The organism is Klebsiella grimontii (assembly GCF_042137965.1).
In the GTDB taxonomy this organism is placed as follows: Bacteria; Pseudomonadota; Gammaproteobacteria; order Enterobacterales; family Enterobacteriaceae; genus Klebsiella; species Klebsiella grimontii.
In genome coordinates this window covers 1,981,189-2,007,964 of sequence record NZ_CP169721.1, presented here as the reverse complement: position 1 = coordinate 2,007,964, position 26,776 = coordinate 1,981,189, and the positions used below count along the sequence as shown (strand labels likewise).

The 26,776-nt window shown below is 55.9% G+C and carries 24 protein-coding genes, 2 tRNA genes and 1 pseudogene; 12 read left to right on the top strand and 15 right to left on the bottom strand.

Features of this window, described 5'->3' with window-relative positions; all coding sequences use genetic code 11:
• Positions 1-37: 37 nt before the first annotated feature.
• Complete coding sequence (locus tag ACE3MN_RS09490) at positions 38-958, top strand: LysR family transcriptional regulator (protein WP_102649746.1); 921 nt, start codon at positions 38-40, stop codon at positions 956-958.
• A 157-nt stretch (positions 959-1,115) separates the two neighbouring features.
• On the opposite strand, the gene ACE3MN_RS09485 is transcribed toward ACE3MN_RS09490, so the two are convergent.
• On the bottom strand, positions 1,116-2,018 hold the full coding sequence (locus ACE3MN_RS09485) for a LysR family transcriptional regulator (protein ID WP_024359967.1): 903 nt from the start codon (positions 2,016-2,018) through the stop codon (positions 1,116-1,118).
• Positions 2,019-2,144: 126 nt separating this feature from the next.
• On the opposite strand from ACE3MN_RS09485, the gene ACE3MN_RS09480 reads away from it, so the two are divergent.
• Positions 2,145-2,579, top strand: coding sequence for a cupin domain-containing protein (locus ACE3MN_RS09480; RefSeq protein WP_024359968.1), 435 nt, complete (start codon positions 2,145-2,147; stop codon positions 2,577-2,579).
• On the opposite strand, the gene ACE3MN_RS09475 is transcribed toward ACE3MN_RS09480, so the two are convergent.
• The 3 genes from ACE3MN_RS09475 to ACE3MN_RS09465 form a co-directional block, all read right to left on the bottom strand.
• Positions 2,500-3,444 carry an alpha/beta hydrolase gene (locus ACE3MN_RS09475; protein ID WP_049131040.1) on the bottom strand — a complete coding sequence of 315 codons (945 nt, stop codon included), beginning with the start codon at positions 3,442-3,444 and terminating at the stop codon, positions 2,500-2,502. The genes ACE3MN_RS09480 and ACE3MN_RS09475 overlap by 80 nt on opposite strands.
• Before the next feature lie 168 nt (positions 3,445-3,612).
• Complete coding sequence (locus ACE3MN_RS09470) at positions 3,613-6,300, bottom strand: cation-transporting P-type ATPase (protein ID WP_064411584.1); 2,688 nt, start codon at positions 6,298-6,300, stop codon at positions 3,613-3,615.
• Positions 6,301-6,350: 50 nt separating this feature from the next.
• Positions 6,351-6,782, bottom strand: coding sequence for a universal stress protein (locus ACE3MN_RS09465; protein ID WP_004136558.1), 432 nt, complete (start codon positions 6,780-6,782; stop codon positions 6,351-6,353).
• A gap of 533 nt (positions 6,783-7,315) precedes the next feature.
• Between ACE3MN_RS09465 and ACE3MN_RS09460 the strand changes: the two genes are divergently transcribed.
• The 3 genes from ACE3MN_RS09460 to ACE3MN_RS09450 are packed head-to-tail and all read left to right on the top strand — an operon-like array spanning position 7,316 to position 12,425.
• The gene (locus tag ACE3MN_RS09460; RefSeq protein WP_049089257.1) at positions 7,316-8,401 is read left to right on the top strand and encodes an efflux RND transporter periplasmic adaptor subunit; all 1,086 of its coding nucleotides are present in this window, start codon (positions 7,316-7,318) and stop codon (positions 8,399-8,401) included.
• A complete protein-coding gene (locus ACE3MN_RS09455) occupies positions 8,401-11,463 on the top strand; it encodes an efflux RND transporter permease subunit (protein WP_049100080.1) in 3,063 nt (1,020 codons plus the stop codon). Before ACE3MN_RS09460 ends, ACE3MN_RS09455 begins: the two co-directional genes overlap by 1 nt.
• 38 nt (positions 11,464-11,501) lie before the next feature.
• Positions 11,502-12,425: an acyltransferase gene (locus ACE3MN_RS09450; RefSeq protein WP_162685378.1), complete on the top strand. Its 924-nt coding sequence runs from the start codon at positions 11,502-11,504 to the stop codon at positions 12,423-12,425.
• 106 nt (positions 12,426-12,531) lie between these two features.
• Here the strand turns inward: ACE3MN_RS09450 and pagP are convergent, their stop codons facing one another.
• The gene (pagP, locus tag ACE3MN_RS09445) at positions 12,532-13,107 is read right to left on the bottom strand and encodes a lipid IV(A) palmitoyltransferase PagP (protein WP_049085689.1); all 576 of its coding nucleotides are present in this window, start codon (positions 13,105-13,107) and stop codon (positions 12,532-12,534) included.
• Between the two features lie 227 nt (positions 13,108-13,334).
• Here pagP and ACE3MN_RS09440 point away from each other — a divergent pair, with 227 nt between their 5' ends.
• Positions 13,335-14,267: a nucleoside recognition domain-containing protein gene (locus ACE3MN_RS09440; RefSeq protein WP_004136550.1), complete on the top strand. Its 933-nt coding sequence runs from the start codon at positions 13,335-13,337 to the stop codon at positions 14,265-14,267.
• Here ACE3MN_RS09440 and ACE3MN_RS09435 read toward each other — a convergent pair.
• The gene (locus ACE3MN_RS09435; RefSeq protein WP_049089252.1) at positions 14,259-15,800 is read right to left on the bottom strand and encodes a carboxylesterase; all 1,542 of its coding nucleotides are present in this window, start codon (positions 15,798-15,800) and stop codon (positions 14,259-14,261) included. The two genes, ACE3MN_RS09440 and ACE3MN_RS09435, sit on opposite strands and share 9 nt — an antisense overlap.
• Before the next feature lie 170 nt (positions 15,801-15,970).
• Between ACE3MN_RS09435 and ACE3MN_RS09430 the strand changes: the two genes are divergently transcribed.
• Both ACE3MN_RS09430 and ACE3MN_RS09425 read left to right on the top strand, forming a co-directional pair.
• Positions 15,971-16,228, top strand: coding sequence for a signal transduction protein PmrD (locus ACE3MN_RS09430; RefSeq protein WP_004136545.1), 258 nt, complete (start codon positions 15,971-15,973; stop codon positions 16,226-16,228).
• Positions 16,229-16,360: 132 nt separating this feature from the next.
• On the top strand, positions 16,361-17,815 hold the full coding sequence (locus tag ACE3MN_RS09425; RefSeq protein WP_049089250.1) for an AMP nucleosidase: 1,455 nt from the start codon (positions 16,361-16,363) through the stop codon (positions 17,813-17,815).
• Positions 17,816-18,644: 829 nt separating this feature from the next.
• Here ACE3MN_RS09425 and ACE3MN_RS09420 read toward each other — a convergent pair.
• The 3 genes from ACE3MN_RS09420 to ACE3MN_RS09410 form a co-directional block, all read right to left on the bottom strand.
• Positions 18,645-18,720: transfer RNA gene (locus ACE3MN_RS09420), tRNA-Asn, on the bottom strand.
• A 124-nt stretch (positions 18,721-18,844) separates the two neighbouring features.
• On the bottom strand, positions 18,845-20,302 hold the full coding sequence (locus ACE3MN_RS09415) for an EmmdR/YeeO family multidrug/toxin efflux MATE transporter (RefSeq protein WP_102649747.1): 1,458 nt from the start codon (positions 20,300-20,302) through the stop codon (positions 18,845-18,847).
• Positions 20,303-20,310: 8 nt separating this feature from the next.
• The gene (locus ACE3MN_RS09410; RefSeq protein ID WP_219192691.1) at positions 20,311-20,490 is read right to left on the bottom strand and encodes a DUF5951 family protein; all 180 of its coding nucleotides are present in this window, start codon (positions 20,488-20,490) and stop codon (positions 20,311-20,313) included.
• 6 nt (positions 20,491-20,496) lie between these two features.
• Between ACE3MN_RS09410 and ACE3MN_RS09405 the strand changes: the two genes are divergently transcribed.
• Positions 20,497-20,572, top strand: a tRNA-Asn gene (locus ACE3MN_RS09405).
• 53 nt (positions 20,573-20,625) lie between these two features.
• Here the strand turns inward: ACE3MN_RS09405 and ACE3MN_RS09400 are convergent.
• The 6 genes and pseudogenes from ACE3MN_RS09400 to ACE3MN_RS09375 all read right to left on the bottom strand — a co-directional run bounded on the left by ACE3MN_RS09400 (position 20,626) and on the right by ACE3MN_RS09375 (position 24,486).
• Positions 20,626-20,958, bottom strand: a complete 333-nt coding sequence (locus ACE3MN_RS09400; protein ID WP_102650412.1) for a type II toxin-antitoxin system PemK/MazF family toxin — start codon at positions 20,956-20,958, stop codon at positions 20,626-20,628.
• Positions 20,959-21,162 (bottom strand): annotated as a pseudogene (locus ACE3MN_RS09395) (hypothetical protein); the annotation flags it as partial.
• 193 nt (positions 21,163-21,355) lie between these two features.
• The gene (locus ACE3MN_RS09390; RefSeq protein WP_004132739.1) at positions 21,356-21,658 is read right to left on the bottom strand and encodes a helix-turn-helix domain-containing protein; all 303 of its coding nucleotides are present in this window, start codon (positions 21,656-21,658) and stop codon (positions 21,356-21,358) included.
• A 4-nt stretch (positions 21,659-21,662) separates the two neighbouring features.
• Complete coding sequence (locus ACE3MN_RS09385) at positions 21,663-22,016, bottom strand: type II toxin-antitoxin system RelE/ParE family toxin (RefSeq protein ID WP_004132737.1); 354 nt, start codon at positions 22,014-22,016, stop codon at positions 21,663-21,665.
• Positions 22,017-22,399: 383 nt separating this feature from the next.
• Positions 22,400-23,818 carry a heavy metal sensor histidine kinase gene (locus ACE3MN_RS09380; RefSeq protein WP_049085817.1) on the bottom strand — a complete coding sequence of 473 codons (1,419 nt, stop codon included), beginning with the start codon at positions 23,816-23,818 and terminating at the stop codon, positions 22,400-22,402.
• Entirely contained in the window at positions 23,818-24,486 is a 669-nt protein-coding gene (locus ACE3MN_RS09375; RefSeq protein ID WP_004132733.1) for a heavy metal response regulator transcription factor, read from the bottom strand. The genes ACE3MN_RS09380 and ACE3MN_RS09375 overlap by 1 nt, the downstream gene beginning before the upstream one ends.
• Before the next feature lie 139 nt (positions 24,487-24,625).
• Here ACE3MN_RS09375 and ACE3MN_RS09370 point away from each other — a divergent pair, with 139 nt between their 5' ends.
• The 3 genes from ACE3MN_RS09370 to ACE3MN_RS09360 are packed head-to-tail and all read left to right on the top strand — an operon-like array spanning position 24,626 to position 26,632.
• Positions 24,626-25,252: a hypothetical protein gene (locus ACE3MN_RS09370; RefSeq protein ID WP_004132731.1), complete on the top strand. Its 627-nt coding sequence runs from the start codon at positions 24,626-24,628 to the stop codon at positions 25,250-25,252.
• Positions 25,253-25,266: 14 nt separating this feature from the next.
• Positions 25,267-25,875, top strand: coding sequence for a cytochrome b/b6 domain-containing protein (locus tag ACE3MN_RS09365; protein WP_004132729.1), 609 nt, complete (start codon positions 25,267-25,269; stop codon positions 25,873-25,875).
• Entirely contained in the window at positions 25,865-26,632 is a 768-nt protein-coding gene (locus ACE3MN_RS09360) for a molybdopterin-dependent oxidoreductase (RefSeq protein WP_004132727.1), read from the top strand. The genes ACE3MN_RS09365 and ACE3MN_RS09360 overlap by 11 nt, the downstream gene beginning before the upstream one ends.
• Positions 26,633-26,776 lie beyond the last annotated feature (144 nt).

The window sequence follows — 26,776 nt, the reverse complement described above, 5'->3', positions numbered from 1 at the left end:
GTAATATCCAAACAATCGGTGAAAATGAGGACCAGGAATGGATCGTTTCGATGCGATGCGCGCCTTTGCTCGCGTGGTAGAGGCAGGTAGCTTCACAAAGGCTGCCCAAACGCTTCATATGAGCAAAACCACGGTGACGCAACTCATTCAGCAGCTAGAAGCGCGCCTGCGCGTCAAATTGCTCCATCGCACCACCCGCAGGCTCGGTGTGACTCCCGATGGCGCGGTCTACTACGAGCGCGTCATTCGCCTGTTGGCGGACATGGAGGATGCTGAGAACAGCCTGTCCAGTGCGGCGATGACGCCCAGGGGACGGCTACGGGTGGATGTGCCCAGTCCACTGGCCCGCCTCATCCTGGTGCCGGCGCTACCGGTTTTCCACGCACGTTACCCTGATATCCAGTTCGACATGGGCGTGAGTGACCGGGTGGTGGATCTGATCGGCGACAACGTGGATTGCGTCCTGCGCGGTGGCGAAATCAACGACAAGTCCCTGATCGCACGCCATGTCGGCGATTTGCAAATCGGCGTCTACGTCGCCCCCAGTTACGTGAAACGCCTTGGCGCCCCTGCGCACCCGCGAGAGCTGGAAAACACCGACCATCGCATAGTGGGATTCTTATCCTCACGCACCAGCAAGATTGATCCTCTGGTATTGCGCAGTGAGAGTGAACATATTGAAATCACGGGCAGTTATGTACTTGCCGTGGATGATGGCAATGCTTACCTCGAAGCTGGCTTAGCCGGGTTAGGCGTGATTGCGCTGCCGGTCTATATGGCGGCAGCGCATCAGGCTGCTGGCTCTTTGATTCCGTTATTTACACAATGGCGTATCAGTCCAATGCCTCTGCACCTGGCGTTTCCGCCGAACCGCCATGTCAACGCCAAACTGCGCGTTTTTATTGATTGGATCGTTGAATTGATGCAGCAGCATGTCCCCAATTCCAACTATAAGTAACGACATCCCAGCCCCCAGATTCTCTCATCAGCGTCGATTGGCGATCATTCTGATGGTCTTGACAGAGGGAATGCTGATTTAGCGTATTTATTTGCCGGTTACTGGCAACGTCGACCCCGGTCAGTTTAAGAAGCCCGCAACCATAGCGCTGCCGACATCACTCCCTGCGGTGCCAACGCAGCGCGTCAACCACCAGCGTAAACGCCGCCGGAAGATGCTGTCGGCCCGGGTAATACAGGTAATATCCCGGAAAATTAGGACACCACTCGGCGAGCAGCGGCACCAGTGCTTGCGTGGCAATATGTTGCGCCGCTAAGTCGCGGGGAACATAGGCAATCCCTGCCCCGTCCAGCGCGGCCTGCATCATCAGAAAGGTATTGTTGAACACGGTTTGTCCTTCGACACGAACGCTGGTTTTCTGGTCCCCCTTTTCGAACTCCCAGGCGTACAGCGCGCCGTGGGTGGGCAAACGCAAATTAATGCAGTTATGCGCCATCAGATCCTCAGGTCGTTTTACCGTCGCCCTGCCGGAGAGATAGCCGGGGGCGGCGACCACCGCCATCTGCACATCGGGCGTTATGCGCACCGCAATCATATCCTTATCCACCTGATCGCCCATACGCACGCCGGCATCAAAGCGTTGGGCGGCAATATCGGTGAGTTCATATCCGACGCTGAATTCGATATTGATATCCGGATGTTGATTTAACAAGGGCTGCAGGCGAGGCCAGAGCACGGTGACGATGGCGTGATCGTTCGCGGTAATACGCACCGTTCCGGCGGGTTTATCTCGTGAAGCGCGCAGTGAAGCCAGTTCAGTCTCAATTTCATTCAGCCGCGGCGCAAGCACCGCAAGCAGGCGGGTCCCGGCATCGGTTGGCGAAACGCTGCGCGTGGTGCGGATTAATAACCTCACCCCGAGGCGCTCTTCCAGCCCGAGCAGCGTATGGCTCAGCGCTGAACGGGATACGCCCAGGATGGCTGCGGCCCGGGTGAAGCTTCGCTCCTGGGCCACCGTGGCAAAGGCCTGCAAATCGTTAAGTTTTTCTTTGCTCATCATTGGTGAATTATGTGCACCAGTGTATTCATATTTGAGCATCTTATCATTTAATCGAACCTTCTCTACACTTTGTTCCGTGAGCCGTAATGGCTAGCTTGAAGCCCGAAACTGAACTGTGGAGACACCATGAACCAACAATTTGACGGTAACGGTATCTTCCCCAAGGGGAAGAAAAACGAGGCTTATGCGCAGTATTTTCAGGGCACCAGCTACCTGAATATGCTCTCCACGGAAGGCGTCAATATCGGCAATGTGGTGTTTGAGCCCGGCTGTCGAAACCACTGGCATATCCACCATAAAGGCGGACAAATCCTGCTGGTAACCGGCGGACGCGGCTGGTATCAGGAGTGGAATCAACCGGCGCGTGAGCTTACCGCCGGGGATGTGGTGAATATTCCTGCGGGGGTCAAACACTGGCACGGTGCGGCCGCCGATAGCTGGTTTGCGCATCTTGCCGTTGCCGTCCCTGCCGAAGGGGCGTCTAACGAATGGCTGGAGCCGGTCGCCGACGAAGCGTACCGTCTGCTACCTCAAGCAGCGCGCTTTGCAACGAGGCGTTAAACATCTCCCCGTGAGACAGCCCGGGATAAGGCCACCAGTTGACCGCCACGCCCTTTTTCTTGAGCAGAGAAACCGTCTGCAGGACGTTGCCCCGGGTCTCTTCTGCCCCTGCGGAAGAGACCCGCTGCGTCGCAACCGCCCCTTCCATCAGGTACAGGGACTTCTGGCTAAACGCATCGGCTTTTGCCTCGGCCATCTTATCTAACAACGAGGCATTGCCTCGTCCCAGGGAAGGACTGGCAGAAAAATAGATCCGGAAGCGGGATGACGCCAGCCAGGAATCAATAATAAATAATCCGCCGTAGGAGTGCCCCCAGATCGCCCGTCGCCGCGGGTCAATCTTCATCCCGCGCTCAACGTTTTCCACGATAGTATTCTGTAATAGCTGGCGAAATGCCTCGCTACCGCCGCTTTTGCGCGAGTCCCGCCCGCTATCGGCAGAATTCTCCTTGACGGTCGGCCGGTAGTCATAGGCTCTGGCGTTCTGATCAAAGGGCAATGTCGTTTGATAGCCCACGGCCACAATAACGGGCGGCGTTTTTTGCGTAAGCTGCGCAAGCAGCGAGTCGGACACCCGGTCCATCACCGCGTTGCCGTCCAGAGCGTAGAGAATGGGATACCCCTCTGCTGGCGGCGCCGCGTTCGGTATCGCGGTCCAGACCTTATAATGCCGTTCGCCGTCAAGCGAATCGAAATAAGCAACGTTGAAGTGATAATACGCTGAGCCGCGGTCGGCGATATTCGGCCCTAACGGTCTCATATCCGGTTTGGCGTCAGCGTTAATGCCGTAGAACGCGCAGACCAGCGCGGCGATACAAATCCGCCCTTTAGGCGGATAAGCAGAATAAAACTTACGGATTAACATCGGTTGATTTTTCCAGCACGCCATCATTAATGATAATGATTGCCAATATCAATCTCAATTGCAAGCGAAGAGGGGATTCCCTGGGCGGCGCGTTGCACCTGTCCGGCTATCCAATCATCATCGTACGGGTAGCCAGGACAGGTGCGCAGCAGCGCCTCCGGGTGAGGTTCAGGCCGTGCGCCATCTCCGGGTCAGCGGTTTCTCAACCTCTACAATAAGGAACATGACAAAACCGATAATAAAGGTGATCACCCAGTAGCGGAACGGCAGCGCTTCGGTACCAAACAGCATCTGCATAAACGGCGCGTAGATAATCAGCAGCTGCAGCACCAGCAGCACCCCGCTGACAATCCAGATCCCGCGGTTCGCCAGCAGCCCTTTACTCAATGAGAAGCCATCCGCAACCCGGCAGTTAAGCATATAGAACCACTGGGCGGTGACCAGCGTCTGCAACAGCACCGTGCGAATAAACTCAGGCGAATAGCCGCGCGGCTGCAGCCAGGCCTCAAGCACAAAGGCGCTAACGGCAATCATCGAACCGACAAAAATCACCCGCCAGATAGCAAAGCCGTCCATTACGTGCAGCTTAGGATCGCGCGGCGGACGGCGCATGATGTTCTTCTCACCGGCTTCAAACGCCAGGCCAAACGACAGCGTGGCGGAGGTCGCCATGTTCATCCACAGGATCAGCACCGGCGTCAGCGGTATTAAATTCCCCGCCAGCAGCGCGATAATAATTAACAGCCCCTGCGCCAGGTTAGTCGGCATGATAAACAGGATGGTTTTCTTCAGGTTATCGTAGACCCGGCGCCCTTCTCTGACGGCGCTGGCAATGGTGGCGAAGTTATCATCGGTAAGCACCATATCAGCGGCCTCCTTGGTCACTTCGGTACCCTTAATCCCCATGGCGATCCCGACATCGGCCTGCTTCAGCGCCGGGGCGTCGTTCACGCCATCGCCGGTCATCCCGACCACCTCTTTCCTGCTTTGCAGCGCCTGGACCAGGCGGAATTTATCTTCCGGGCTGGTACGCGCGAAAATATCAAATTTCTGCGCCGCTTCGCTAAGTTGAATATCGTCCATCACCTCCAGCTCGCGCCCGGTAATGGCGTTTTCCGCATTGCCGATCCCCAGCATCTTGCCGATACTCATGGCGGTTTGCGGGTGGTCGCCGGTGATCATCTTCACGCGGATCCCGGCCTGCAGGCAGTCGCCGATCGCCGTAATCGCCTCCGGTCGCGGCGGATCCATCATCCCGGCGATCCCCAGCAGAATGACGCCCTGCTGCAAATCCTGATGGCCAAGCTCCGTTTGCCCGTCGGCTGCCGGTTTCCACGCCGCCGCCACCATCCGCAGCCCTTCCCGCGCGTACTCTTCGATTTTCGCTTCCCAGTAAGGCTGGTCGAGCGGCTCCAGGCCATGATCGGTTTGCTGATGCTGGCACAGGCGAAACAGGACATCGGGCGCGCCGGTAATCAAAATCATCTCTTCATCGCCGATGCGGTACAGCGTCGACATATATTTGTACTGTGAATCGAAAGGTATTTTACTGCGCAGCTCGGTGTTGACCGCCGGGAGCGGGACTTTCGCCGCCAGCACCTTCAGCGCCCCTTCGGTCGGGCCGCCGGTAATTTTCCACAGCCCGCTTTCATCTTTGATAAGCTGGCTGTCATTACACAGGTCGATGGTGCGCAGATAGCGTTCCAGCAGCGTGCCCGGCGCAACGGTTATCGGGGCGGGTTCATCGATCGGATGAATATTCCCTACCGGCTCGTAGCTGTCGCCTTCTACCCGATAAACCTTATCGGCGGTGATAACGGCCTTGACCGTCATCTCGTTCATGGTCAGCGTCCCGGTTTTATCCGAGCAGATCACCGTCATCGCGCCGAGGGTTTCCACGGTCGGCAGCTTGCGGATAATCGCCTTCTGCCGGGCCATGGTTTGTACGCCGAGCGAGAGGATAATCGAGATAATCGCCGGTAGCCCTTCCGGCACCGACGCCACCGCGAGGCTAATCAACGACAGCATCAGTTCAGAAACCGGCATATCGCGGAACAGCAGGCTGAAGACAAATAGCGCGGCCATCATCACCAGAATGATGATAAAGATGGCTTTGCCGAGCTTATCCATCTGCACCAGCAGCGGCGTACGGTGCTTTTCGATATCCGACATCATCTGGTTAATGTGGCCCAGCTCGGTATCGCCGCCGGTCGCCACCACCAGGCCTTTTCCGCCGCCCGAACTCACCGTAGTGCCGGAAAACAGCAGGTTCGTCCGATCGCCAAGCGGCAGTTCACCGCTGAGCGCCTCGGTGCTTTTCTCCACCACCGTCGATTCACCGGTCAGAATCGCCTCTTCCACCCGCAGATTATGCGCTTCGATCACCCGCAGGTCGGCGGGAATACGATCGCCTGCGCGGATCACCACGATATCGCCGGGAACCAGAGCGGTGGTCGGAATCGTTTCATGATTACCCTGACGAATCACCACTACCTCGCTGGAGAGCATATTGCGAATGCTCTGGAGCGATTTTTCCGCGTTGCTCTCCTGGATATGGCCGATCAGCGCGTTAATCACCGCCACGCCCAGAATTACCAGGGTATCTACCCAGTGGCCCATGACCGCCGTCAGCAGCGCCGCCGCCAGCAGGACGTAAATCAACACATCATTAAAATGCGCCAGAAAGCGCAGCCACGCCGGCTTTCCGGCTTTTTGCGGCAGCGCATTTTCACCATATTGCTGCAAGCGCGCCGATGCCTCGGCGCCGCTGATGCCTTCCGGGGTGCTGTTGGTGCTGGTCAGCGTTTCTTCTACGGAGAGCTGATAAAACGGGCCGCCCGGTTTTTCTGTACTCATAGTTATCTCCTCACTCCTGTAACGGAAATCAGGACAGCCTCAGGCCACCCTCAACGCACCACAAAAACCGGAACATGGGCATAACGAACAATACCTGCCGCCTCCGACCCCAGCAGATGGGTCTGAATATTGGGATTGCGCGAACCGACGATCACCACATCCGCCTTCAGCTCATCGGCCAGTTTGGTCACTTCATCGCGAATGTTGCCGCTGCGTATGTGAATCTGGATTTCGTTTTCCGCCAGCGAGAGTTTTTTACTGAGCTCGTCCAGCTTTTCTTTAGATGTATTAACCAGATAGTCTTCCATTTTCCGTGCATCGGAAATAAAACCGCGCGTCAGCACCGGGGAAAAAGCGGGAATGACGTGCAGGAGATGAATCTTTCCGGCAGAGCTTTGCGCAAGGAATCGGGCATGGGATAAGGCCTTGTCGGCAAGACCGATTTCAAACACATCAACCGGCACGAGGATATTTTTATACATAGAGACAATCCTTTTATTACCTATAAAAAAAGGTGGTGAAAACAGCCCAAGCAATGGTGCTGAGGAAGCAATCTCAAGAACAAAATCTGTTAGACGCGTGGCTATAATTAAACGTAGCACACCACGGTTAACATTATTAAGCAGCCAATTAATATATTGAAAAATATCACAGAGCCAGGCACAGCCAGACAATTCGACTACAAACCCGGTAAAATCGTCGACATCGCCATAATTTTTGCTCTTTTTAACATTTCCGTTTTACTACGACTATCCTCATTATCAGTGGCTTGCTCGCTTTCTGGCGCCCCACAACAATTATTAAGATAAGAATTTACTTAGCCAGCTATTTAAGCTAAAGGAGGAACGATGTTCGGTTACAGTCTGTTTCGCCTGAGCCTGTTTATTGCCCTGGCAATAATCGCCTGTACGGCTACCGGGTTAATTACCTATTTCGTTGTCTCGGCGCTCGCTGAATAAAATCAGCGATTGTGAACAATATGTAAAACATAGCCTTTAACTCCGAGGGGAATACAGTGAATCGTTATTTTTCTCTCATTCCGCTTGTTATTTTAATAACAACGGCTTGCGATCGGAAAGCACCTCAAATTACCCCGCTGCCGCGGATGGTCAAAGTCGCCGAGGTGGTTGCCATCGGTGATTCACAGCAGCGAGTATTCCCCGCCCGCATTGAGTCCGGGGATTCCACCGATTTATCTTTTAAACGCGGCGGGCAGATTGAATCGCTTGATGTACGTCAGGGGGCCGCTATTACTCAGGGGCAGCCCCTTGCCCGCCTCAGCGCACGGGAGGCGCAGCAGCGCGTGAATGAACGGCAGACTGCCGCCACCCTCGCCCAGCGGCAGTTCGATCGTTTCCAGACGCTGGCCGGTCGCCAGGCGATTTCAAAGGCGGAAATGGATATCCAGCGGGCCAACCGCGACGCGGCCAACGCCGCGCTGAAAATCGCCCGCGAAGAGCTGTCGCAAATGACGTTGACCGCCCCGTTCAGCGGCGTTGCCGCTTACGTCCCGGTACGTAACCATCAGGTGGTTGCCGCCGGGCAGCCGATTGTGACCCTGACGCGAACCGATCTGCTCGACGTGGTGTTTAGCGTTCCGGAAAATCTCTTTACCGCGCTCGATATTCGCAACGCGCAGTATCGTCCGGTCGTCAAAATTAACGCCATGCCGGACCGCCAGTTTACCGCCGAATATAAAGAGCACACCGGCAGCAGCGACAGCAGCACGCTCACCTGGCAAATCATCCTGACCATGCCGCGACCGGCCGACTTTCCAGCGGTGGGAGGCGTGAGCGGAACGGTGACAATTAACCTGGCGAACCTGCCCGCCAGCGCCGGTAAAAATGCGGTGGTGGTGCCGGTCGAAGCGGTGTTTAACCCGGATAATCGCCCGCGCAATGACCCCCACGTCTGGGTCGTTCAGGGCAGCGGCGACCAGCTTAAGCTGGAAGAGAGACAAGTCGGCGTTGGTCAGGTCACCTCTCAGGGCGTGGTGATCACCGAAGGGCTCAGCGTCGGCGAGCGTGTAGTGGCGGCAGGCGTCAGCGAATTGCATGCGCAACAGCCGGTTCGTATCTGGACGCGTGAACGAGGTTTGTAATGGATATCTCCCGCCAGTTTATTAACAACCCGATCCGCGTCTGGCTGACTATTTTGCTGCTGGGCATCGGGGGGATCTTCGCCCTGCTGAATATTGGCCGTCTGGAAGACCCGGCGTTTACCATCAAAACCGCCGTGGTGATCACCCATTATCCCGGCGCGTCGGCACAGCAGGTTGAAGAAGAAGTCACCCTGCCGCTCGAAAACGCGCTGCAGCAGCTGCCGTATCTCGACAACGTCAGTTCGATCTCCTCCAACGGCCTGTCGCAAATCACCGTCAATATCGCCTCGCACTACCACTCCAGCGAGCTGCCGCAAATCTGGGATGAACTGCGCCGCCGGGTGGGCGACGCCGCCCGTCAATTTCCTCCCGGCGTCGCCTCCCCGTTTGTAAATGATGATTTTGGCGATGTCTTTGGCTTCTTCTTTGCTATCTCCGGCGATAGCTTTACCAATCCTGAACTGGTTCGCTACGCCGAGCAGCTGCGCCGCGAACTGGTGCTGGTTCCCGGCGTCGGCAAAGTCGCCATCGGCGGGGCGATCCCTCAGCAAATCAACATCGATATCTCGCTGGCGAAAATGGCCGCCCGCGGCATCACGCTCAACCAGCTGGCGGCTATCCTCAGCCGGTTGAATGTGGTATCTAACGCCGGCGAGATTAAATCCGGCAGCGAGTCGATCCGCCTGCACCCGACGGGGGAATTTGCCAACCTCGATGAGCTCGGCGACCTGTTAATCAGCCCGCACGGTTCGGGAACGGCGACGCGGCTGCGCGATATCGCCACGCTATCGCGCGGGCTGAGCGAAACGCCCGCCAGCATCTACCATGCCAACGGCCGCCAGGCAGTCACCATGGGGGTATCGTTTATTCCCGGGGTTAACGTGATTGATGTTGGCCGCGCGCTGGAGAGCAAGCTGGAGCAGATGTCGGCGGAAAAACCGGCCGGGATCAGCATTGACCTGTTCTACGATCAGGCGGCGGAAGTCGCCCACTCGGTCAACGGTTTTATCACTAACTTCCTGATGGCGCTGGCGATTGTCGTTGGGGTCCTGCTGATCTTTATGGGCGTGCGCAGCGGCATTATTATCGCCCTGTCGCTGGCGCTCAACGTGCTCGGCACGCTGCTGATCATGTATTTGTGGGGCATCGAGCTGCAGCGCATTTCGCTGGGGGCGCTGATTATCGCCCTCAGTATGCTGGTCGATAACGCCATCGTCATCGTCGAAGGGGTGCTGATCGCCCGCCAGCAGGGGTCTACGCTGCTTACGGCGATAAATTATGTGATCCGCCGTTCGGCGCTGCCGCTGCTGGGGGCCACGGTAATTGCCATTCTCGCCTTTGCGCCGATTGGCCTGTCGCAGGACTCGACCGGAGAATACTGTAAATCGCTGTTCCAGGTACTGCTGATTTCGCTCATGCTGAGCTGGTTCTCGGCGCTGACCATTACCCCGGTGCTGATTAAATGGTGGCTATTTAAAAATCAATCGCAGCCGGTAGCGCAGGCCAACGCCAACCCGTACGGCGGGCGCTTTTACCGCCTGTATCAGCAGGCTCTGCAAGCCCTTCTGCTGCGCAAAACCCTCACCCTGACCATCATGGCGGCGCTATTGGCCGCCGCTATCTGGGGGTTCGGATCGGTGCGGCAAAACTTTTTCCCCTCGTCAAATACGCCGATTTTCTTTGTCGATCTCTGGCTCCCGTACGGTACCGATATCGCGACCACCGAAAAGATGACCAGCGATATTGAGACCACCATTAACGGCCAGCCCGGGGTGGTCACCACCGTGGCCACCGTCGGTCAGGGCAGCATGCGGTTTATCCTCACCTACAGCGGTCAGCGGCAGTACAGCAACTATGCGCAGATCATGGTGCGTATGGACGACCAGCGCAATATTAACGCGCTGACGCAGCATGTTGATCGCTATATTGCGCGCAACTACCCGCAGGTCAACGCCAGCACGAAACGCGTGATGTTCGGCCCTTCCGGCGACAGCGCCATTGAGGTGCGGATTAAAGGTCCGGACCCCGACCGCCTGCGCCTGCTCGCCAGCCAGGTTGGCGATATTCTCTCCGCAGATCCGGCTACCGATGGCGTGCGGAACGACTGGCAAAACCGCAGCAAAGTTATCCGCCCGCAGTACTCCACCGCGCTTGGCCGCGAGCTGGGGGTAGATAAACAGGACATTGATAACGCGCTGGAAATGAACTTTTCCGGCAGCCGGGCAGGCTTGTACCGCGAGGGAGCCGACCTGCTGCCGGTGATCGTCCGCCCCCCGGCCGCTGAGCGCCAGGACGCGAATCACCTGAATAACGTGCTGGTCTGGAGCCAGAGCCGCCAGCAGTATATTCCGCTCAGTAACGTGGTCAGCGGCTTTCACCTCGAATGGGAAGATCCGCTAATCCTGCGCCGCGACCGCAGCCGCGTGCTGACGGTGCAGACCGATCCCGATCCGCTGAGCAACCAGACGTCGGGGGATATCCTGTCCCGCGTGAAGCCGCAGATTGATGCGATCGCGTTGCCGCACGGCTACAGCATCGAGTGGGGCGGCGATGCGGAGAACTCCAGCGAGGCGCAGCAGGGTCTGTTCACTACCCTGCCGCTGGGCTACCTGGTGATGTTTGTGATTACCGTGCTGATGTTCAGTTCGCTGAAAAACGCGGTGGCTATCTGGCTGACCGTACCGCTGGCGCTGATTGGCGTAACGCCAGGCTTCTTGCTTACCGGCATCCCCTTTGGCTTTATGGCGTTAATCGGCTTGCTGAGCCTGAGCGGCATGCTGATCCGTAACGGCATCGTGCTGGTAGAAGAGATTGAACAGCAGAAGCAGGAGAAAGGACAACAGGAGGCCATTATCTATGCCGCCACGTCGCGTCTGCGCCCGATCCTGCTGACGGCGTTTACCACCGTGCTCGGCCTGGCGCCGCTCTTACTGGACGTTTTCTTCCAGAGCATGGCGGTTGTTATCATGTTTGGTCTGGGTTTTGCTACTATTCTGACGCTGCTGGTTCTGCCGGTAATCTACGCCTGTTTCCACAATAAGGACATGAAGCGACAACCATGAATAGTACCGGGTTAAATATTATTAAAACGCTGGGATGCATGACGGCGGTGACTTTCTTCACCATTTATAACACCTGGGATAGCTATGATTATGACTATCACTGGATCCTCGGGTTTTTGACGTTTATTTCGACTATCGCCACGCCGCTGTTTTTTGTGGTGGCGGGCTATCTGGATTCGCAGTCTCGCCACGATTCACAATGGCAGTTGGGCAAAATCAAGAGCGTGGTAATCGTCTTTCTGTTCTGGATGACGGTGTACTATCTCTGGGAGCCCTACCAGCGCGGCTATCTTATCCAGCCATGGTTTGTGTTTGCGTTTATCGTCATTTACACCTTTCACCCGGTTATCGAGTGGCTCAGCCAAAGGCGCACAGCGTTCTTTGCCACGGTGTTCTCCCTGCTGCTGCTCTCGTATGGTTACGATCTTCTCTCCGCGCTGTATCCTGATATTCATGCGCTAAGCCTGGCGCCGCAGTACCGCCTGTGGACCTGGCTGCTATTTTATCTGACCGGTCAGCTGTTCAGCGACCCGCTGGTCGCCGACTGGCTCAGGCGTGAAAAAGTGGTCAAAGGCGCGATGATCGCCATTCCGTTTATTTATCTTTTCACCTGGTTTTACGAGCGGCATTTCTTTTTCGCCCTGTTTAAGGCCGACAGAAATGCGTTCATTCTGACCGGTTCACAAATTTATATTCTGGTTGTTGCGCTGGTTATTGCGGCCAACGGCGTGCGTTTTCGTAAAAACAGCGAGTTTAAAGAGACCCTTCTCGCCACCATTAGCAAAACGATGACCGGCGTTTATATTCTCCACTACTCCGTTTTTCACCTGCTCACCGCGTTTATCCCGATTAACTCGCTGGGGACAAAGTTAATGCTGATTGTCCTCACGTTTATTACTTCGGTGCTGATTTCGATGCTGGCGCTGTCCAATTCGCTAATCAAAAAAGTGATTACGATTTGACGATCTGTGATTCCTGGCCGCGTGGACGCCGCCTTACCGGGCCCGGGGAAAGGATTCAGGTTCTCTTTGTCGGTCGGGTAAGGCGCCAGCCGCCGCCCGCGCATGGCTAAAAACCGTAGCGTAGCCACGCGAACAGCACGTTACCGTTGTTATAGGTGCCGGGAATATAGGTGAACTGCACGCTCAGACGACGATAGCTGGCGGAGAAAAGCGGCAAAATAATCGGCAGCGGCACGTAGTTGGCGAAGTCATCGCGGGCGGTGATGCCGGCGGTGACGCCAAGGCCAAGGCGAAAATCGCGGCGACTATCAAGATACCAGCCCTTCTCCCAGCCGTAGCCGATAATCGGCTGCCACTCGTTGTGCGAATCCTTGAACATCATGGCATAGAGCGAACTCCAGTTCCCCTCCTGGTTATATCTGGACACGCCAAATCCTCCGCCCCACGGCATTTCATTATAGTTATCGGTCTTTTCTTTATCGTACATAAAGCGGTTGTGCCAGCTGAGAAACGGCAGATAAAGATCGTAGTTTTGCGGCTCATTCCAGGTCTGCGAGACATCGTTTTTTAGCCAGTTCCACCAGCCGCTGACGCGCTGCTCGCCGTATATTTTAGTTTCAGCCTGTACTGAAAAGGCGAAAATAAACACAATTCCCCACGCTACCCGCAGACAACGTTGCATAGTTTTATCCTTAAAGAAAGTCGCCCGGTGTTCATTCAGTTTGGGAACAAAAAACAGGCTTTGCAAATATCGGCAGACAAATTTTCTGCACCGGCCAGGGGCTAATTGCAAGTCCAGTTAAGCGCCCATTTCAGGACAGTGAGAACCGCCACGGCGATTTCAATTCCTTGCCGCTGGGATTATGATGGCGCTAATTATCCTTTCTGTCCGTAGTGATTGAGAAATAGATGGACTTCATCAGCATTATTATGTCGGCGGGGAAAACGTCCGTCGATGTGGCGCTTTATACGCTGTTGCCAATCATGGTCGTCATGCTCATCGTGATGAAATATCTCGAGGTACGCGGGGTACTGGACGTTATCGTTCGCTGGCTCGCCCCGCTGCTTAAGCCGTTCGGCTTAACCGGGATGAGCGCGTTTGCCCTGATTCAGATGAATTTTGTCAGCTTCGCCGCCCCGCTGGCGACCCTCGCGATTATGGATAAACGCGGTGCTTCGGACCGGCAGATGGCCGCCACGCTGGCGATGCTTTTCGCCATGGGTCAAGGCAACGTGTTTTATCCGTTAACGCCCTTCGGCCTGCACTGGCTGGCCTCTATCGTTATCTCGATTGTCGGCGGACTGTGCGCCGCCGCGGTCACCTGGCATATCACCGGCCGCAGGCTGTCAATGGTTGAAAACGCGCGGGCCGAAGCGCTGCCTGAGGCCGAACAAAATAGCCAGGGGATAATCGCCGTTATCAACAGCGCCGGCGCCGACGCCATTCGCCTGGCCCTCGGCGCGGTGCCCATGCTGATCCTGTCGCTGGCTATCGTCGGTTTTATGCAGGCGGCGGGCCTGATTGAGATGCTCCAGCGCCTGCTGATGCCGCTGCTGCTGTGGCTGAATATCCCGGTTAACTTCGTGCTGCCGGCGCTGGTCAAATGCGTGGCCGGCGGTACGGCCTACTTCGGCGTGGTCTCCGAGCTCGTTCAGCAGGGTAAAGTAACCGTAAGCCAGATCAACGCCTCGGCAGGCCTGTTGGTGCAGACCTTCGACCTCCCCGGCATCGGCATCTTTCTGGGCGTCAGCTCGCGCTTCGTACGCCTGTTCCGCTTCGCCGCGACCGGCGCAATCGCCGGGATCGCCATCCGTACCGTGATGCACCTTACGCTATTCTGACGCCGCCGACTCAGGACGGAGACAGGCAGCGATATCAGCCCGATCGCTACAGGCGATATGATGGTTAATTCTCACCATCATCCACGGGAAAAACGGGTTGGACGTGACGCGCATCAGCGTATCCAGCCCGACGCTCAGCGTAGCGGTTTCTCCGCGCAACGAGATCGTCCCGATGCTGATCCCGTAGCGATTTTTCTCCGCCGGTTCCCGGCCATAGAGCGAATCGCTCAGCGGGAACGGCACCGCCACGTGCGACAGGGAGTACATATCCTGCGGCCAGGCGATATGCAGCGGCGTCACGGTTTCGCTTCGCGTTCCGGCAAGCGTGGTGCGGGCTACCGTCTCATAGGTGTCGGGCGCGGCGTTGGTAATCACCGTGGTGCCGTAGGGCCGCGGCGCCGGCGGCAATAACGTATTGACCGCCGAATAGAGCGACGGGCGGAATAGCGCGCGCAAATTCGCCGCCTGGTTAATATCGAAAATCACCAGTTCGCTACCGTTATCCGGCAGATAGCGATAGAGCGAATCCACCACCGCCCGGGTGCTGACCGTGGAATCCATCACCGACTGGAAAGTTAACACCGGCGCCAGTTCAGAAAGCCGCTTACTCTGTGCTTCCTGCACGATTTGCTGCTGCAGCGCCTGCGACAATAGCCACGACTGCCTTGCCGCCTTCACCGGGAACGAATTGTATTTATAGGGGTTAAATTCCGGCACGATGTTCAGCCACGCCGCGCGCGCGAAGGCCGGAAACACAGAGGGTAAACCGGCCAGCCCGGCGAAACGGGCAAATGCGGTCACGCCAATCATCGGCGACAGCAGGATGACCTGCTGCGGCCGGCGCAGCGATTTATCCTCAAGGCTATCGAGGGCGTACTTCAGCGCCAGCGCCCCGCCGTTGGAGTAACCAACCACGTGCAGCGGCGCGTCATCCCCCGCCAGCCGCGTCGCTTCGCGCACCGCAAGCCGGGTTGTCGCTATCCACTCTTCGCGATCCACCCCGGTGAGCGCGCCGGGGGCGGTCCCATGTCCGGGCAGCCGCGGCGCGACGGCGACAAATCCCTGCTGCTGATAGCGCTGCGCCAGATAATGCACGCTGTAGGGCGAATCCGTCAGGCCGTGGAGCAGCACCGCCGCGCCGCGCGGTTTGCCCTGCGGCAGCAGAATAAAGGAGCGGTTCCAGTCGGGATGAAACTTATCCGGATAGACCAGGCTTTGCGCGTAAAAGCGGTTAATGGCCGTTTTTTCATCGTCGCTCAGCGTGTCGGTAATTTTGCTTTTCATATCGCGAAAGATCGCCGCTTCCCGCGTCTGGTATTCAGCAAAAGTGGCGTGGTCAATCTCGCTGGCGGTCATTTCATTCGCCGTCCAGGTATGCCAGCGGTGCAGCGCCGGGCCGCGCTGCGACTCGTAAATACGGCCAATAAAAAAGACGATCACAACCACCAGCAGCCCAATAATGGCTTTTTTCACCACCGAGACCATTCTTAAGCCCGACTTATTCAGCAGGCGGGTAAAACGCATCATTGCCATATTTCTGTCCGAATTATCTCTTTAGCTGCGAGGGCGTGGGTAATACTCAAAGCGGATCCGATCCTGCGATTCACTTATTAAACATAGACTAAACCAACCGCCTGTTCTTATTGTCAGATGAGAAGCAAACATGAATTATCGCCGGAGTGTAACAGGTCAGGAATAAACAAATGGAATGGTGGATTAAGAAAATACACGAGAACTCGACGTCTACACCTACCCACGCGGTTCTGCAAAGCGGCCAGTTAACGATCATTGCCGAACTCACGCCCTGCGGCCGACGTTTACAGGAAGGCGATAAGCTCACGCCGTTGGCTAACGCGTTGTACTGCATCAACGGCGATAAGTCGATCACGATTAAAGTGCTCAACGCTACGCATTTTAGCGCTGAACGCTGGGGCGCCATCGTGAATATCACCGCGCATTAAGCGACGTACCCTGGCATCAACCGGTTCTAATCTCAGTACTTTCTCAACTCAGCGGGTGAAATTGTCCTACGCCTGGTTCAGCCTGTGACATACTAAGCAAAACGTCAGCAGAGCAGAAACAAGGAGTAAGTCATGAACCAGAAAGCCGCCAGGCTGACCCCAGAACAGGCGCTTAGGCAACTCGAAGCGCTCTATGAAAAATCGGTCAATGCGCTGCGTAAAGCCATCGGCGACTATATTCACCATAATATCCTCCCCGAGAATAGCGCCCGTGCGGAAGGACTGTTCGTTTACCCGCAGCTGTCGGTATCGTGGGACGGAGCGGAACATAAAGCATTAAAAACCCGGGCCTGGGGTCGTTTTACCCATAGCGGTTGCTATACCACCACTATCACTAACCCTAAACTGTTTCGCGCCTATCTGCTGGAACAGCTCACCATGCTGTATCAGGATTACGATGCCGCGATTACCGTCGGGCTATCGCAGCATGAGATCCCCTATCCGTACGTCATTGATGGCTCAGAGCTTACGCTCGATCGTTCAATGAGCGCCGGCCTGACGCGTTTTTTCCCCACCACCGAGCTGTCGCAAATTGGCGATGAAACCGCCGATGGTCTGTTTCATTCGACGGAATACTATCCGCTTTCGCACTTCGACGCCCGCCGCGTCGATTTCTCGCTGGCGCGCCTGCGTCACTATACCGGCACGCCGGTTGATCATTTCCAGCCGTATATGCTTTTTACCAACTACACCCGCTACGTCGATGAGTTCGTGCGCTGGGGCTGTAGCCAAATTCTCGATCCCGAGAGTCCCTATATCGCCCTCTCCTGCGCGGGCGGGATCTGGATAACGGCGGACACGGAGGCGCCGGAAGAGGCGATTTCCGATCTGGCGTGGAAAAAGCACCAGATGCCCGCCTGGCACCTGATCACCAAAGACGGCCAGGGGATCACGCTGATTAATATTGGCGTCGGTCCGGCGAATGCCAAAAATATCTGCGACCATCTGGCGGTGCTGCGTCCGGACGTCTGGCTGATGATTGGCCACTGCGGCGGCCTGCGTGAAAGCCAGAATATCGGCGACTACGTGCTGGCCCACGCCTATCTGCGCGACGACCATGTGCTGGATGCGGTGCTGCCGCCGGATATCCCGATTCCGAGCATTGCCGAAGTTCAGCGCGCGCTCTACGACGCCACGAAGCAGGTCAGCGGCATGCCCGGTGAAGAAGTGAAACAGCGGCTGCGTACCGGAACGGTGGTCACCACCGACGATCGTAACTGGGAGCTGCGCTACTCGGCCTCGGCGCTGCGTTTTAACCTCAGCCGCGCGGTGGCTATCGATATGGAAAGCGCGACCATTGCCGCCCAGGGCTATCGCTTCCGCGTCCCCTACGGCACCCTGCTGTGCGTCTCCGATAAACCGCTGCACGGCGAAATTAAGCTGCCGGGCCAGGCGAACCGCTTCTATGAAGGAGCTATCTCCGAACATTTGCAGATTGGTATCCGGGCGATTGACCTATTGCGCGCCGAAGGCGACCACATGCATTCGCGCAAGCTGAGAACCTTCAACGAACCGCCGTTCCGCTAAGCGCTGATATCATACGCGCAGAATAAACTCAGTCCGGGTGGCGTGAAATATTTATGCCCTCCGGACTAAGCGTTAGCGAAGGAGAGCCGTTCGGCCAGAGAGCCAATAACCACTCTCCTGCCGTAATACAATAAAGTTTTTATTTTCTTTAATGGTAAAAATTCCTCCGAAAATGGCCATACCGCCTATCCGAGAAATATTATTACTAAACTTCCGAGATTAAAAAAAATAACTGCATCGATTAAAAAAAACACATTATTAACATATTAATAACATTTATCACATGATCATAAAACGTCCCACTGTGGCTTGATTAACACTTGAATGGAGTCTCTTAACCTATTAAATTAATTACATAAATTCACAAGCAACCAAAAAGCGGTACAAGATAGACAGCGCCATTGAGAGATCAAAATAATCAAAGAGTTACCTATGGGCGTTACTCTCCCCCTGGAATCATCCTTTAATAGCGACAGGTTATTTGCAACAAATATCTTGTTACTACATTACCAGAGTTAAATTGCGCATGTCGACGGTAAGCAACCATGGATATGCTTATCTATCGCGATCGGCAATGGACTATTTTCGTAAAAGTAGGGAAGACAGCTTTATGAAATTAACCATAGGGAATATCCGCCTGTTTATTTTATTAGCAACGTTTTTTTTCTGGACAGTCGCGATCGGGCTAATTTCCCTAATTGTATCCTGGTTTTAAAAACCTGATGGTACGCAGGGTATGTTCTTCTGTGCCCCGACGTTGCCGCCATCGTGTCTATGGAATAGAAAGCAAAAAGCCCGCTTAAGTTTCCTTAAGCGGGCTTCTTAAATTTGGCTCCTCTGACTGGACTCGAACCAGTGACATACGGATTAACAGTCCGCCGTTCTACCGACTGAACTACAGAGGAATCGTGTGAACGGGGCGCATATTATCGATGGCGCCCCACCTTGTCAAAGGCTGTTTTCACATTTCAAACCGTTTGCCGAATAATTCTCCACTTTGGGCGAAAAGTCCCGCTTCGCTCTGTGAGATTAGCTCTCTTTGGCCGGCGCACTGGTCTCTTCCCTCTGCGCTTTCGTTCGCGGATACTTCCATAGCCAGCGCCCGCTGACCATTCGGCAGTAAAACAGAACGCCGCGCACCGCCCAGTCAAGCACCATCCCGAGCCAAACGCCGATAACCCCCATCCCCAGTACAATCCCCAGCGTATAGCCCGCCACCACGCGGCAGCCCCACATGCCAAGCATTGAGACCCACATGGTGTAGCGCACGTCACGCGCCCCTTTAAAGGCGCACGGCAGCGTCCAGGCCATCGCCCAGATCGGCATAAAGAAGGCGTTCAGCCACAGCAGCTCTTTTACCACCACTTTGACATCTTCTTCACTGGTATAGAACGAGGCGATCAGACCGGCAAGCGGCGCGGTTCCCCAGGCAATCACCGTCAAAATGATGGTCGACAGCCAGAAGACATGCCACGCCTGACGCTCTGCCTGGCCGATCTGCCCTTTTCCGAGACGTCGGCCGGTGATAATGGTCGATGCTGAACCGAGGGCGTTCCCCGGCAGGTTGATCAGCGCGGCAACCGAGAAGGCGACAAAGTTGCCGGCAATCACGTTAGTGCCCATCCCAGCGACAAACATTTGCGTCAGCAGCTTGCCGCCGTTGAACAAGACCGATTCAATGCTGGCGGGAATACCGATACCCATCACTTCCCAGATAATGGCGAAGTTAAACGGCTTAAAATAGCTCTTCAGCGAAATGCGCAGCGCCGGGTTAAAACCGATCATTAGCACCCAAATCGTGGCCACCGCGCCAATGTAGCGGGCAATTGTCAATCCAAGACCGGCGCCGACGAACCCCATACCGGGCCACGAGAAAATGCCGTAAATCAGGATGCTGCTGATGATAATGTTGAGGATATTCATCCCGCCGTTGATCAACAGCGGAATTTTAGTGGTTCCGGCGCCGCGTAGCGCACCGCTGCCGATCAGGGCGATTGCCGCCGCCGGGTAGCTCAATACCGTCAGTTCAAGGTAGGTGAGCGCCAGGCCTTTCACCTCTTCTGTCGCATCGCCGGCGACAAAATTGATAATTTCCGCCCCAAAAGCATGGATAACGGCTGCGAGAATAATCGAAAACAGGGTCATTATCGCCAGCGACTGGCGCGCTGCCGCCCTTGCCCGCCGCCGGTCACGTTTGCCCAGGCTAAACGCCACCACCACGGTCGTACCGAGGTCGATGGCGGCAAAAAAGGACATAATCACCATGTTGAAGCTATCGGCCAGGCCAACGCCCGCCATGGCCTCTTTACCGAGCCAGCTAACCAAAAAAGTACTCAACACGCCCATCAGCAGTACGCAGGCGTTTTCCAGCAAAATCGGGACCGCAAGCGGGCTGATTTCACGCCAGTAAAGGACGCGATAGCTCTTGCGTTTTTTAAACCAGGACGTGCGTTCGACGGACTGGCGTAAGGCGGCGGTGACGTTCAAGGGAGACCTTAGTGAGAAAAGTTGAAACTACATTTCAAATGATGATAGAGAAAAGCTAATCCTGCAAAGCATTTTTCCCGATAAATTGTCGATAATGGCGACAATTTGTTGATGGATGCGCCAGTTGAGCAACGGACGGCGAATAGATGTTTGACAAAAGTTTTTTCGCCGCTAAGATACGACTCCACAACGATTCCTCTGTAGTTCAGTCGGTAGAACGGCGGACTGTTAATCCGTATGTCACTGGTTCGAGTCCAGTCAGAGGAGCCAAATTTGAAAAGCCTGCTTTTGAAGCAGGCTTTTTGCTTTTCTGCATCCTGGCGTTAACTCAAAATAGCATCCAGCCTGGCAAGCACTTCATTTACCATAGCGTCTGGTATGCTTTCCAGCCGCATGCCATTCCGGGCAGCCATATCAATGGTTCTGGGCTGGTCGCAGCGAATAACGCCAATCGTTTTTGTCCCTGCCCCTGCCAGTGAAACGGTGAAACCTGCCGTGCGAGCAAAGTTTCCACCGCTGGTGATGGGAACAACAACGGGTAGCCGGGTCAGCTTGTTAAACGATGCCTTCGATACGATAAGCACGGGACGTTTTCCGCTTTGCTCGTAGCCTGCAATCGGATCCAGTGAAACGAGCCAGATTTTTCCTCTGTCCATTTACAGGATCTCCTTGCCCACCGCAGGCGCATCAATCCATTCCCGATCCTCTTCGCTCATTTCGGCGTGCGGATCGCACTGCGCCAGCAGTTCCTCAAGCGAATAATGGGGCCGTTTCTGGGGTTCAATAATCAGGCAGCCATTATTAATGGTCATGCCGACTTCGCTGTCCGTCGACAGTTCCAGCGTTTTCAGAACGGCGGGAGCTTAGTGCGTAACAAAGAAGGCCGATAATAGAAAACTGTTTTTGTGGTTCAAAGAATTACCGCGGATTGGATAAACGAAATGCGGTGCAGCTTCCGTATCCGGGCTGCGCCGGAGGGGCATCAGCAAAAGCGTGAAGGCCACCTTGTCGAGCTTTTCATGCTGACCGTTCCGCTGCTCAACCGCTCACGGTTTACAGTTCAAATCCGTAGTGAGAACCATCCGGCAACTCAACATCAAGACGTAGCTTGCCGCCGGTGGCTTCAACGTAGCGTTTAAGCGTGGAAAGCTTCAGGTCACGGCCTGGTTTTTCCATGCCTGCAACGGTAGGTTGCCTGATGCCCAGCGCCTGCGCCATCTCGACCTGCGTTTTCTGTACTTTCTCACGCAGTTCTGCAAGGTGAATGTTGAGCAGGATGTCCGCCGCCATAGCCCGGGCGTCAGCCACGACTTCCGGTTTTTCATCCGCCATCAGCTGTTCCAACGTTCTGCCCATCGCGTTACTCCTTCTCTTTGAATGTCTTCAGCCAGTTCGTGAATTCCCGCTCAGCAACAGGGAGCATCTCATCGTAAAAACGTTTTTCATTGCCAACCTTATTACCGGCACAAAGCACAATGCCGGTACGGGCCGGGTCAAAAGCGAAAAATGCCCGTATCGGCTCGCCCCGGCTCTGAATACGCAACTCTTTCATGTTGCTGTAGCGGGAGCCTCTCAGCGTATCGGCATTAGGTCTGGACAAACCCGGCCCCTTTTCTCGCAGGACCAACAACGCTGCAAGCACGCTGGCCCTATCGGTATCGTTGAACGAGGTAAACCAGCGCTCAAACGTATCCGTTGTTTTAATCATCCACACGGGACCTCCAAATCAATATAGGTCAAATGCTATATAGGTGTAAACCTATAAAATTGATTATGGAGAGATGGGACACGAGATTCATGCGTCGTTACTGCAAAGCTGAAGACGCATTCGGCTATTTCAGTGAATAACATGCAAGGGATTCACCGTTTTACGACCTGTCCCGAAAAAGCCGTTCAGGTATTGGCACAGTGCATGCTGAGCTGTCGCGCGTCACTGGCGTTCTCTCGGTCTCCCGCCTGCAACTCAGAGAGTCTCGACAACCCTAATTTCGGGATGTAGCTTTTCAATCAGCCCGTTAATGGCAAAGGCGCTCCCAGTCAGAGGAGCTATATTTAAGAAGCCCGCTTATGGAAACTAAGCGGGATTTTTGTTTACCGCTACGCTGAGCGTTTCGGGAAAATCAGGCTGAAAACAATTTGCGCGCCCGGCTGCTGCGACAGGCACTGAGCGCGAGCCTCACCGCCGTGCAGAGTCATAATTGCGCGTACGATCGACAATCCCAGCCCGCTGGCATGGCTACTGCGCGCGGCGTCTGCGCGATAGAAACGCTCAAACAGCTTTTCCAGATGTACCTGCGCAATCGGCGGGCCCTGATTAATCACCTGGATGATCTGTCGGTTTTCTTCCATGCCGGCTCGTAAGATGATTTGGCTCGCTTCATCGGCATAGCGAACCGCGTTGGCCACCAGATTGCTTAACGCCCTCTGGAACAGCATCGCATCGGCCCACAGCTGCCCTTCGCCTTCGCAAATCAGCAGAATATCGCGCTCCTCCGCCAGCCCCTCGAAATAATCCGCGACACGCTGTAGCTCCTGAGCAATATCCAGTTCCCGGCAGTTCAGCACCGACTGCGCATGGCTGGCGCGCGCCAGAAACAGAATATTTTCCACCATGCGTGAAATGCGTTCCAACTCCTCCATGTTGCTGGAGAGCAACGTTTCATACTCCTCCACGCTGCGAGGCTGATACAGCGCCACCTGACACTGGCCCATTAGCGCCCCTACCGGTGTGCGGATCTCGTGGGCCAGATCGGCGGAAAACCGCGTCAGGCGCTGATAGCCTTCGTTGAGCCTGTCGAGCATGGCGTTGAAGGAGACAATCAGCTGCTGCAGTTCCTGCGGCGCGTCCTGTTCGCTCAGGCGAGTCGCCAGCGTACTGGGCGTAATGATCGCCGCCTCTGCGGCCATACGCCTTAATGGCCGCAGCTCGCGACGCATCACCCAGTAGCCCAGCAGCGCAATCGCCAGAAAGGCCACCGCCACCGCCGCGATGACGCGCCACAGGTAGCGCGCCAGCATTTTCTGTTCATTTACCATCACATGCGCGACAGAAATTTGCAGTACCCTGCCATCTTCCAGCGTCACCAGCCCCGACGCCACACGCAGCGGAACCCCCTGCCCGGTCATTCCGCTCTGTACCTCATTCAGGCGCTGCGGACGATCCGCCGGCGTCGGCGTCACCGACGGTAATTGAACCCTGGCAGGATTCACATTAATTAACGGCGCCTGTCCCGGAATACGAAAGATTAAAACGTCCTGCTCGTTGCCCAACATGTTTTCGAACATCCCGGTGTTCGCCACCAGCCGCTCCAGCGGAAAGCGTTTACTGAGTACGTTTCGGTAATATTCTATGCGCCCGGTCACCTGCAGATCGCTACGGTGAATCATCTCCTGACGCATGGCGTGATATAAGTATCCGCCAGCGGCGCTGACCACCAGCGCTGCAACCAGGGCAAACAGAACGGCGCTTCGCAACGTCAGCGATGTCGCCTGCCAACGGCGAGCCAGCACGTTCATCAACGAACCTCGCAAACGTAGCCGATGCCGCGGACGGTATGAATAAGTTTGATATCGAACGGCCGGTCGATTTTGGCGCGCAGGCGTTTGATCGCCACATCCACCACGTTGGTGTCGCTGTCGAAATTCATATCCCATACCTGCGAGGCGATCATGGTGCGCGACAGCACCTCTCCTTCACGCCGGACCAGCAGATGCAGCAGCATAAACTCTTTGTTGGTCAGCGGTATCACGGTGTCCTGACGGGTGGCTCTGCGCCGCAGCACATCAATATGCAGGTCGGCAATTTCATAGCGATCGGATTCCCGTACGGTTCCGCGGCGCAACAGCGTACGCAACCTGAGCACCAGTTCGGTAAAGGAGAAAGGTTTGACCAGGTAATCGTCCGCCCCCAGCTCCAGGCCATGAATACGGTCCTGCACCTCGTCGCGGGCGGTAAGAAACAGTATCGGCACATCGCTTTTCTTGCGTAAAACATCAATAATCTGCCAGCCGTCAAGCCCGGGCAGCATGACGTCGAGCACTATCGCATCGTAACCATACTCCAGCGCCCGAAATAAGCCGTCGGTACCGTCGCGCGCCAAATCAACGCCGTATCCGGCCTCCGTTAACCCCTTTTTCAGGTAATTACCGGTCCCGATATCATCTTCCACCACTAATATGCGCATGCTTACCACCTCTTCACGTCTGCGGACAGATTAACAGTTTCTGCGCCGCGGCTTGATGACATTAATGTCATCAAACGGACATGGTGTTGTCCCGATCCCCTGGCCATGCTTAACCGGCAAACCATCACAGGAGAATGTCATGCATACACGCCATCGTATTGCCGGTTTACTGTTGTCTACCCTGATGCTCTGCAGCGGCATAGCCACTGCGGCGCAGACGCCGGCTAAAGCTATCACGCCGCTGCGCGGCACCATCGATCAGGTCTCGGATACCGCTCTGCAAATCAGCAACCGTCAAGGGGAAAAGGTCGACGTAAAGCTCAACGACAAAACGCAGGTTTTTAGCGTCGCCAAAGGTTCGATCGACGATATCAAGCCGGACAGCTTTATCGGCACCGCAGCGGTCCCCCAGGCCGACGGTAGCCTGAAGGCGCTGGAAGTACACGTGTTTGCCGCCAGCCTCCGCGGCACGGGCGAAGGGCATTCTCCGTGGGAGTCCGCGGACGGTAAAATCAACACCATGACCAACGGCACCATCGGCAAGCTGGTAAACGCCAACGGCCGCACGCTAACCGTTAAATACGGCGATCGGCAAAAAAACGTCATCGTCCCTGACGATACGCCGGTAGTGACCATCAATCCCGGCGATCGCGGCCTGCTGAAGCCCGGTACGCATATCGTGCTGTTCTCCGCCACTAACGATAAAGGCGAACGCGTCGCCACCCGCATTTCCGCCGGAAAAGACGGCACCGTACCGCCGATGTAATCCAGGAGACGTGCATGAAAACCAACGCGTCGCGGCCAGTACATCGCTGGCCGGTCAGGCTCACCCACTGGGTGAATCTGGTCGCCATGATCGGTATGTTCATGAGCGGCTGGGAAATCTACAACGCTTCGCCGCTGTTCGACTTCCGCTTTCCGCCCTCCCTCACCCTGGGCGGCTGGCTGGGCGGCGCGATTGGCTGGCACCTGGCGGTCATGTGGCTGCTGGTCGTTAACGCTGTTTGCTACCTGCTGTGGAGTCTGTTCAGCGGCCATCTACGCCGCGACCTGCTGCCGCTACGTCTGGCCGCGCTCCGGCAGGATATCTGGCTGACCTTAACGCTGCGGCTGAACCACCGCCTCGGCCATTACAATGCGATTCAAAAGCTTATGTACCTCGGCGTTATGGCGCTCGGCCTGCTGCTGGTGCTCTCCGGGCTGGCTATCTGGAAACCGGTACAGCTCTACTGGCTGGTGGCGCTGTTTGGCGGTTTTCCTGTCGCGCGCTATGTCCACTTCTGCGCCATGGCGGGCATCGGACTGTTCGTCGTTATCCATGTGCTGATGGTGTTAATCGTACCTTCCACCCTGTGGGCCATGCTGTCAGGAGGCAAACATGAAGGGTAAAGCGCCAACCCGCCGGGCGCCCGCGCTCGAGCCGGATCAGAAAAAACAGCTGGTAAATGTGCAGCGCCGATTACTCCTGCGATCCGGGCTGACGCTGGGAGGCGTGGCGATGCTGACCGGATGCAACATGCAGGATGGCGATCAAGTCGACAAAGTGCTGTGGGCTATGTCGCGCTGGAACGATCGGGTCCAGTCCTGGCTGTTCAGCGGCCAGCGCCTGGCCCAGACTTACCGTCCGGATCAAATTACCCACCCCTTTCCGTTTAACGCTTTTTATCCGCAATATAACGCGCCGGAAGTCGATCTGTTCGACTATCGTCTGGAAGTCTCCGGTAAGGTGGAGAAAAAAGCGCCGTGGACGCTGGAACAGCTACAGCGTCTGCCGCAACAGAGCCAGATCACCCGGCTGATCTGCATTGAAGGCTGGAGCGCAATTGGTCAATGGGGCGGCGTACCGCTAAAGCTATTCCTGCAACATGTCGGCGCCGACCTCAACGCGCGCTATGTCGGCTTTAAGTGCGCAGATCGCTATTATTCCAGTATTGATATGGCCACCGCGCTGCACCCGCAAACCATTTTGGCGCTGGATTTTGCCGGTAAGTCGCTGCCGGCGGAGTATGGTTTTCCGCTACGACTGCGGGTGCCGACCAAGCTGGGGTTCAAAAACGCCAAGCATATCGCCGCCATTTTCGTCAGCGATACCAACCCCGGCGGCTACTGGGAGGATCAGGGCTATAACTGGTTTAGCGGTATTTAGCGCCCGCGCTGCGCCGGTAAAACGGAACCGGGCAGCGTTAATGGCGCGGGATGGCGACCGGACGACAAAACCGAAGAGGCATCAGGCGTATCGACAAGACAAAAGCGCGTTATAAGGTCGGTTTTTAAGCCAGATTATTTTCAC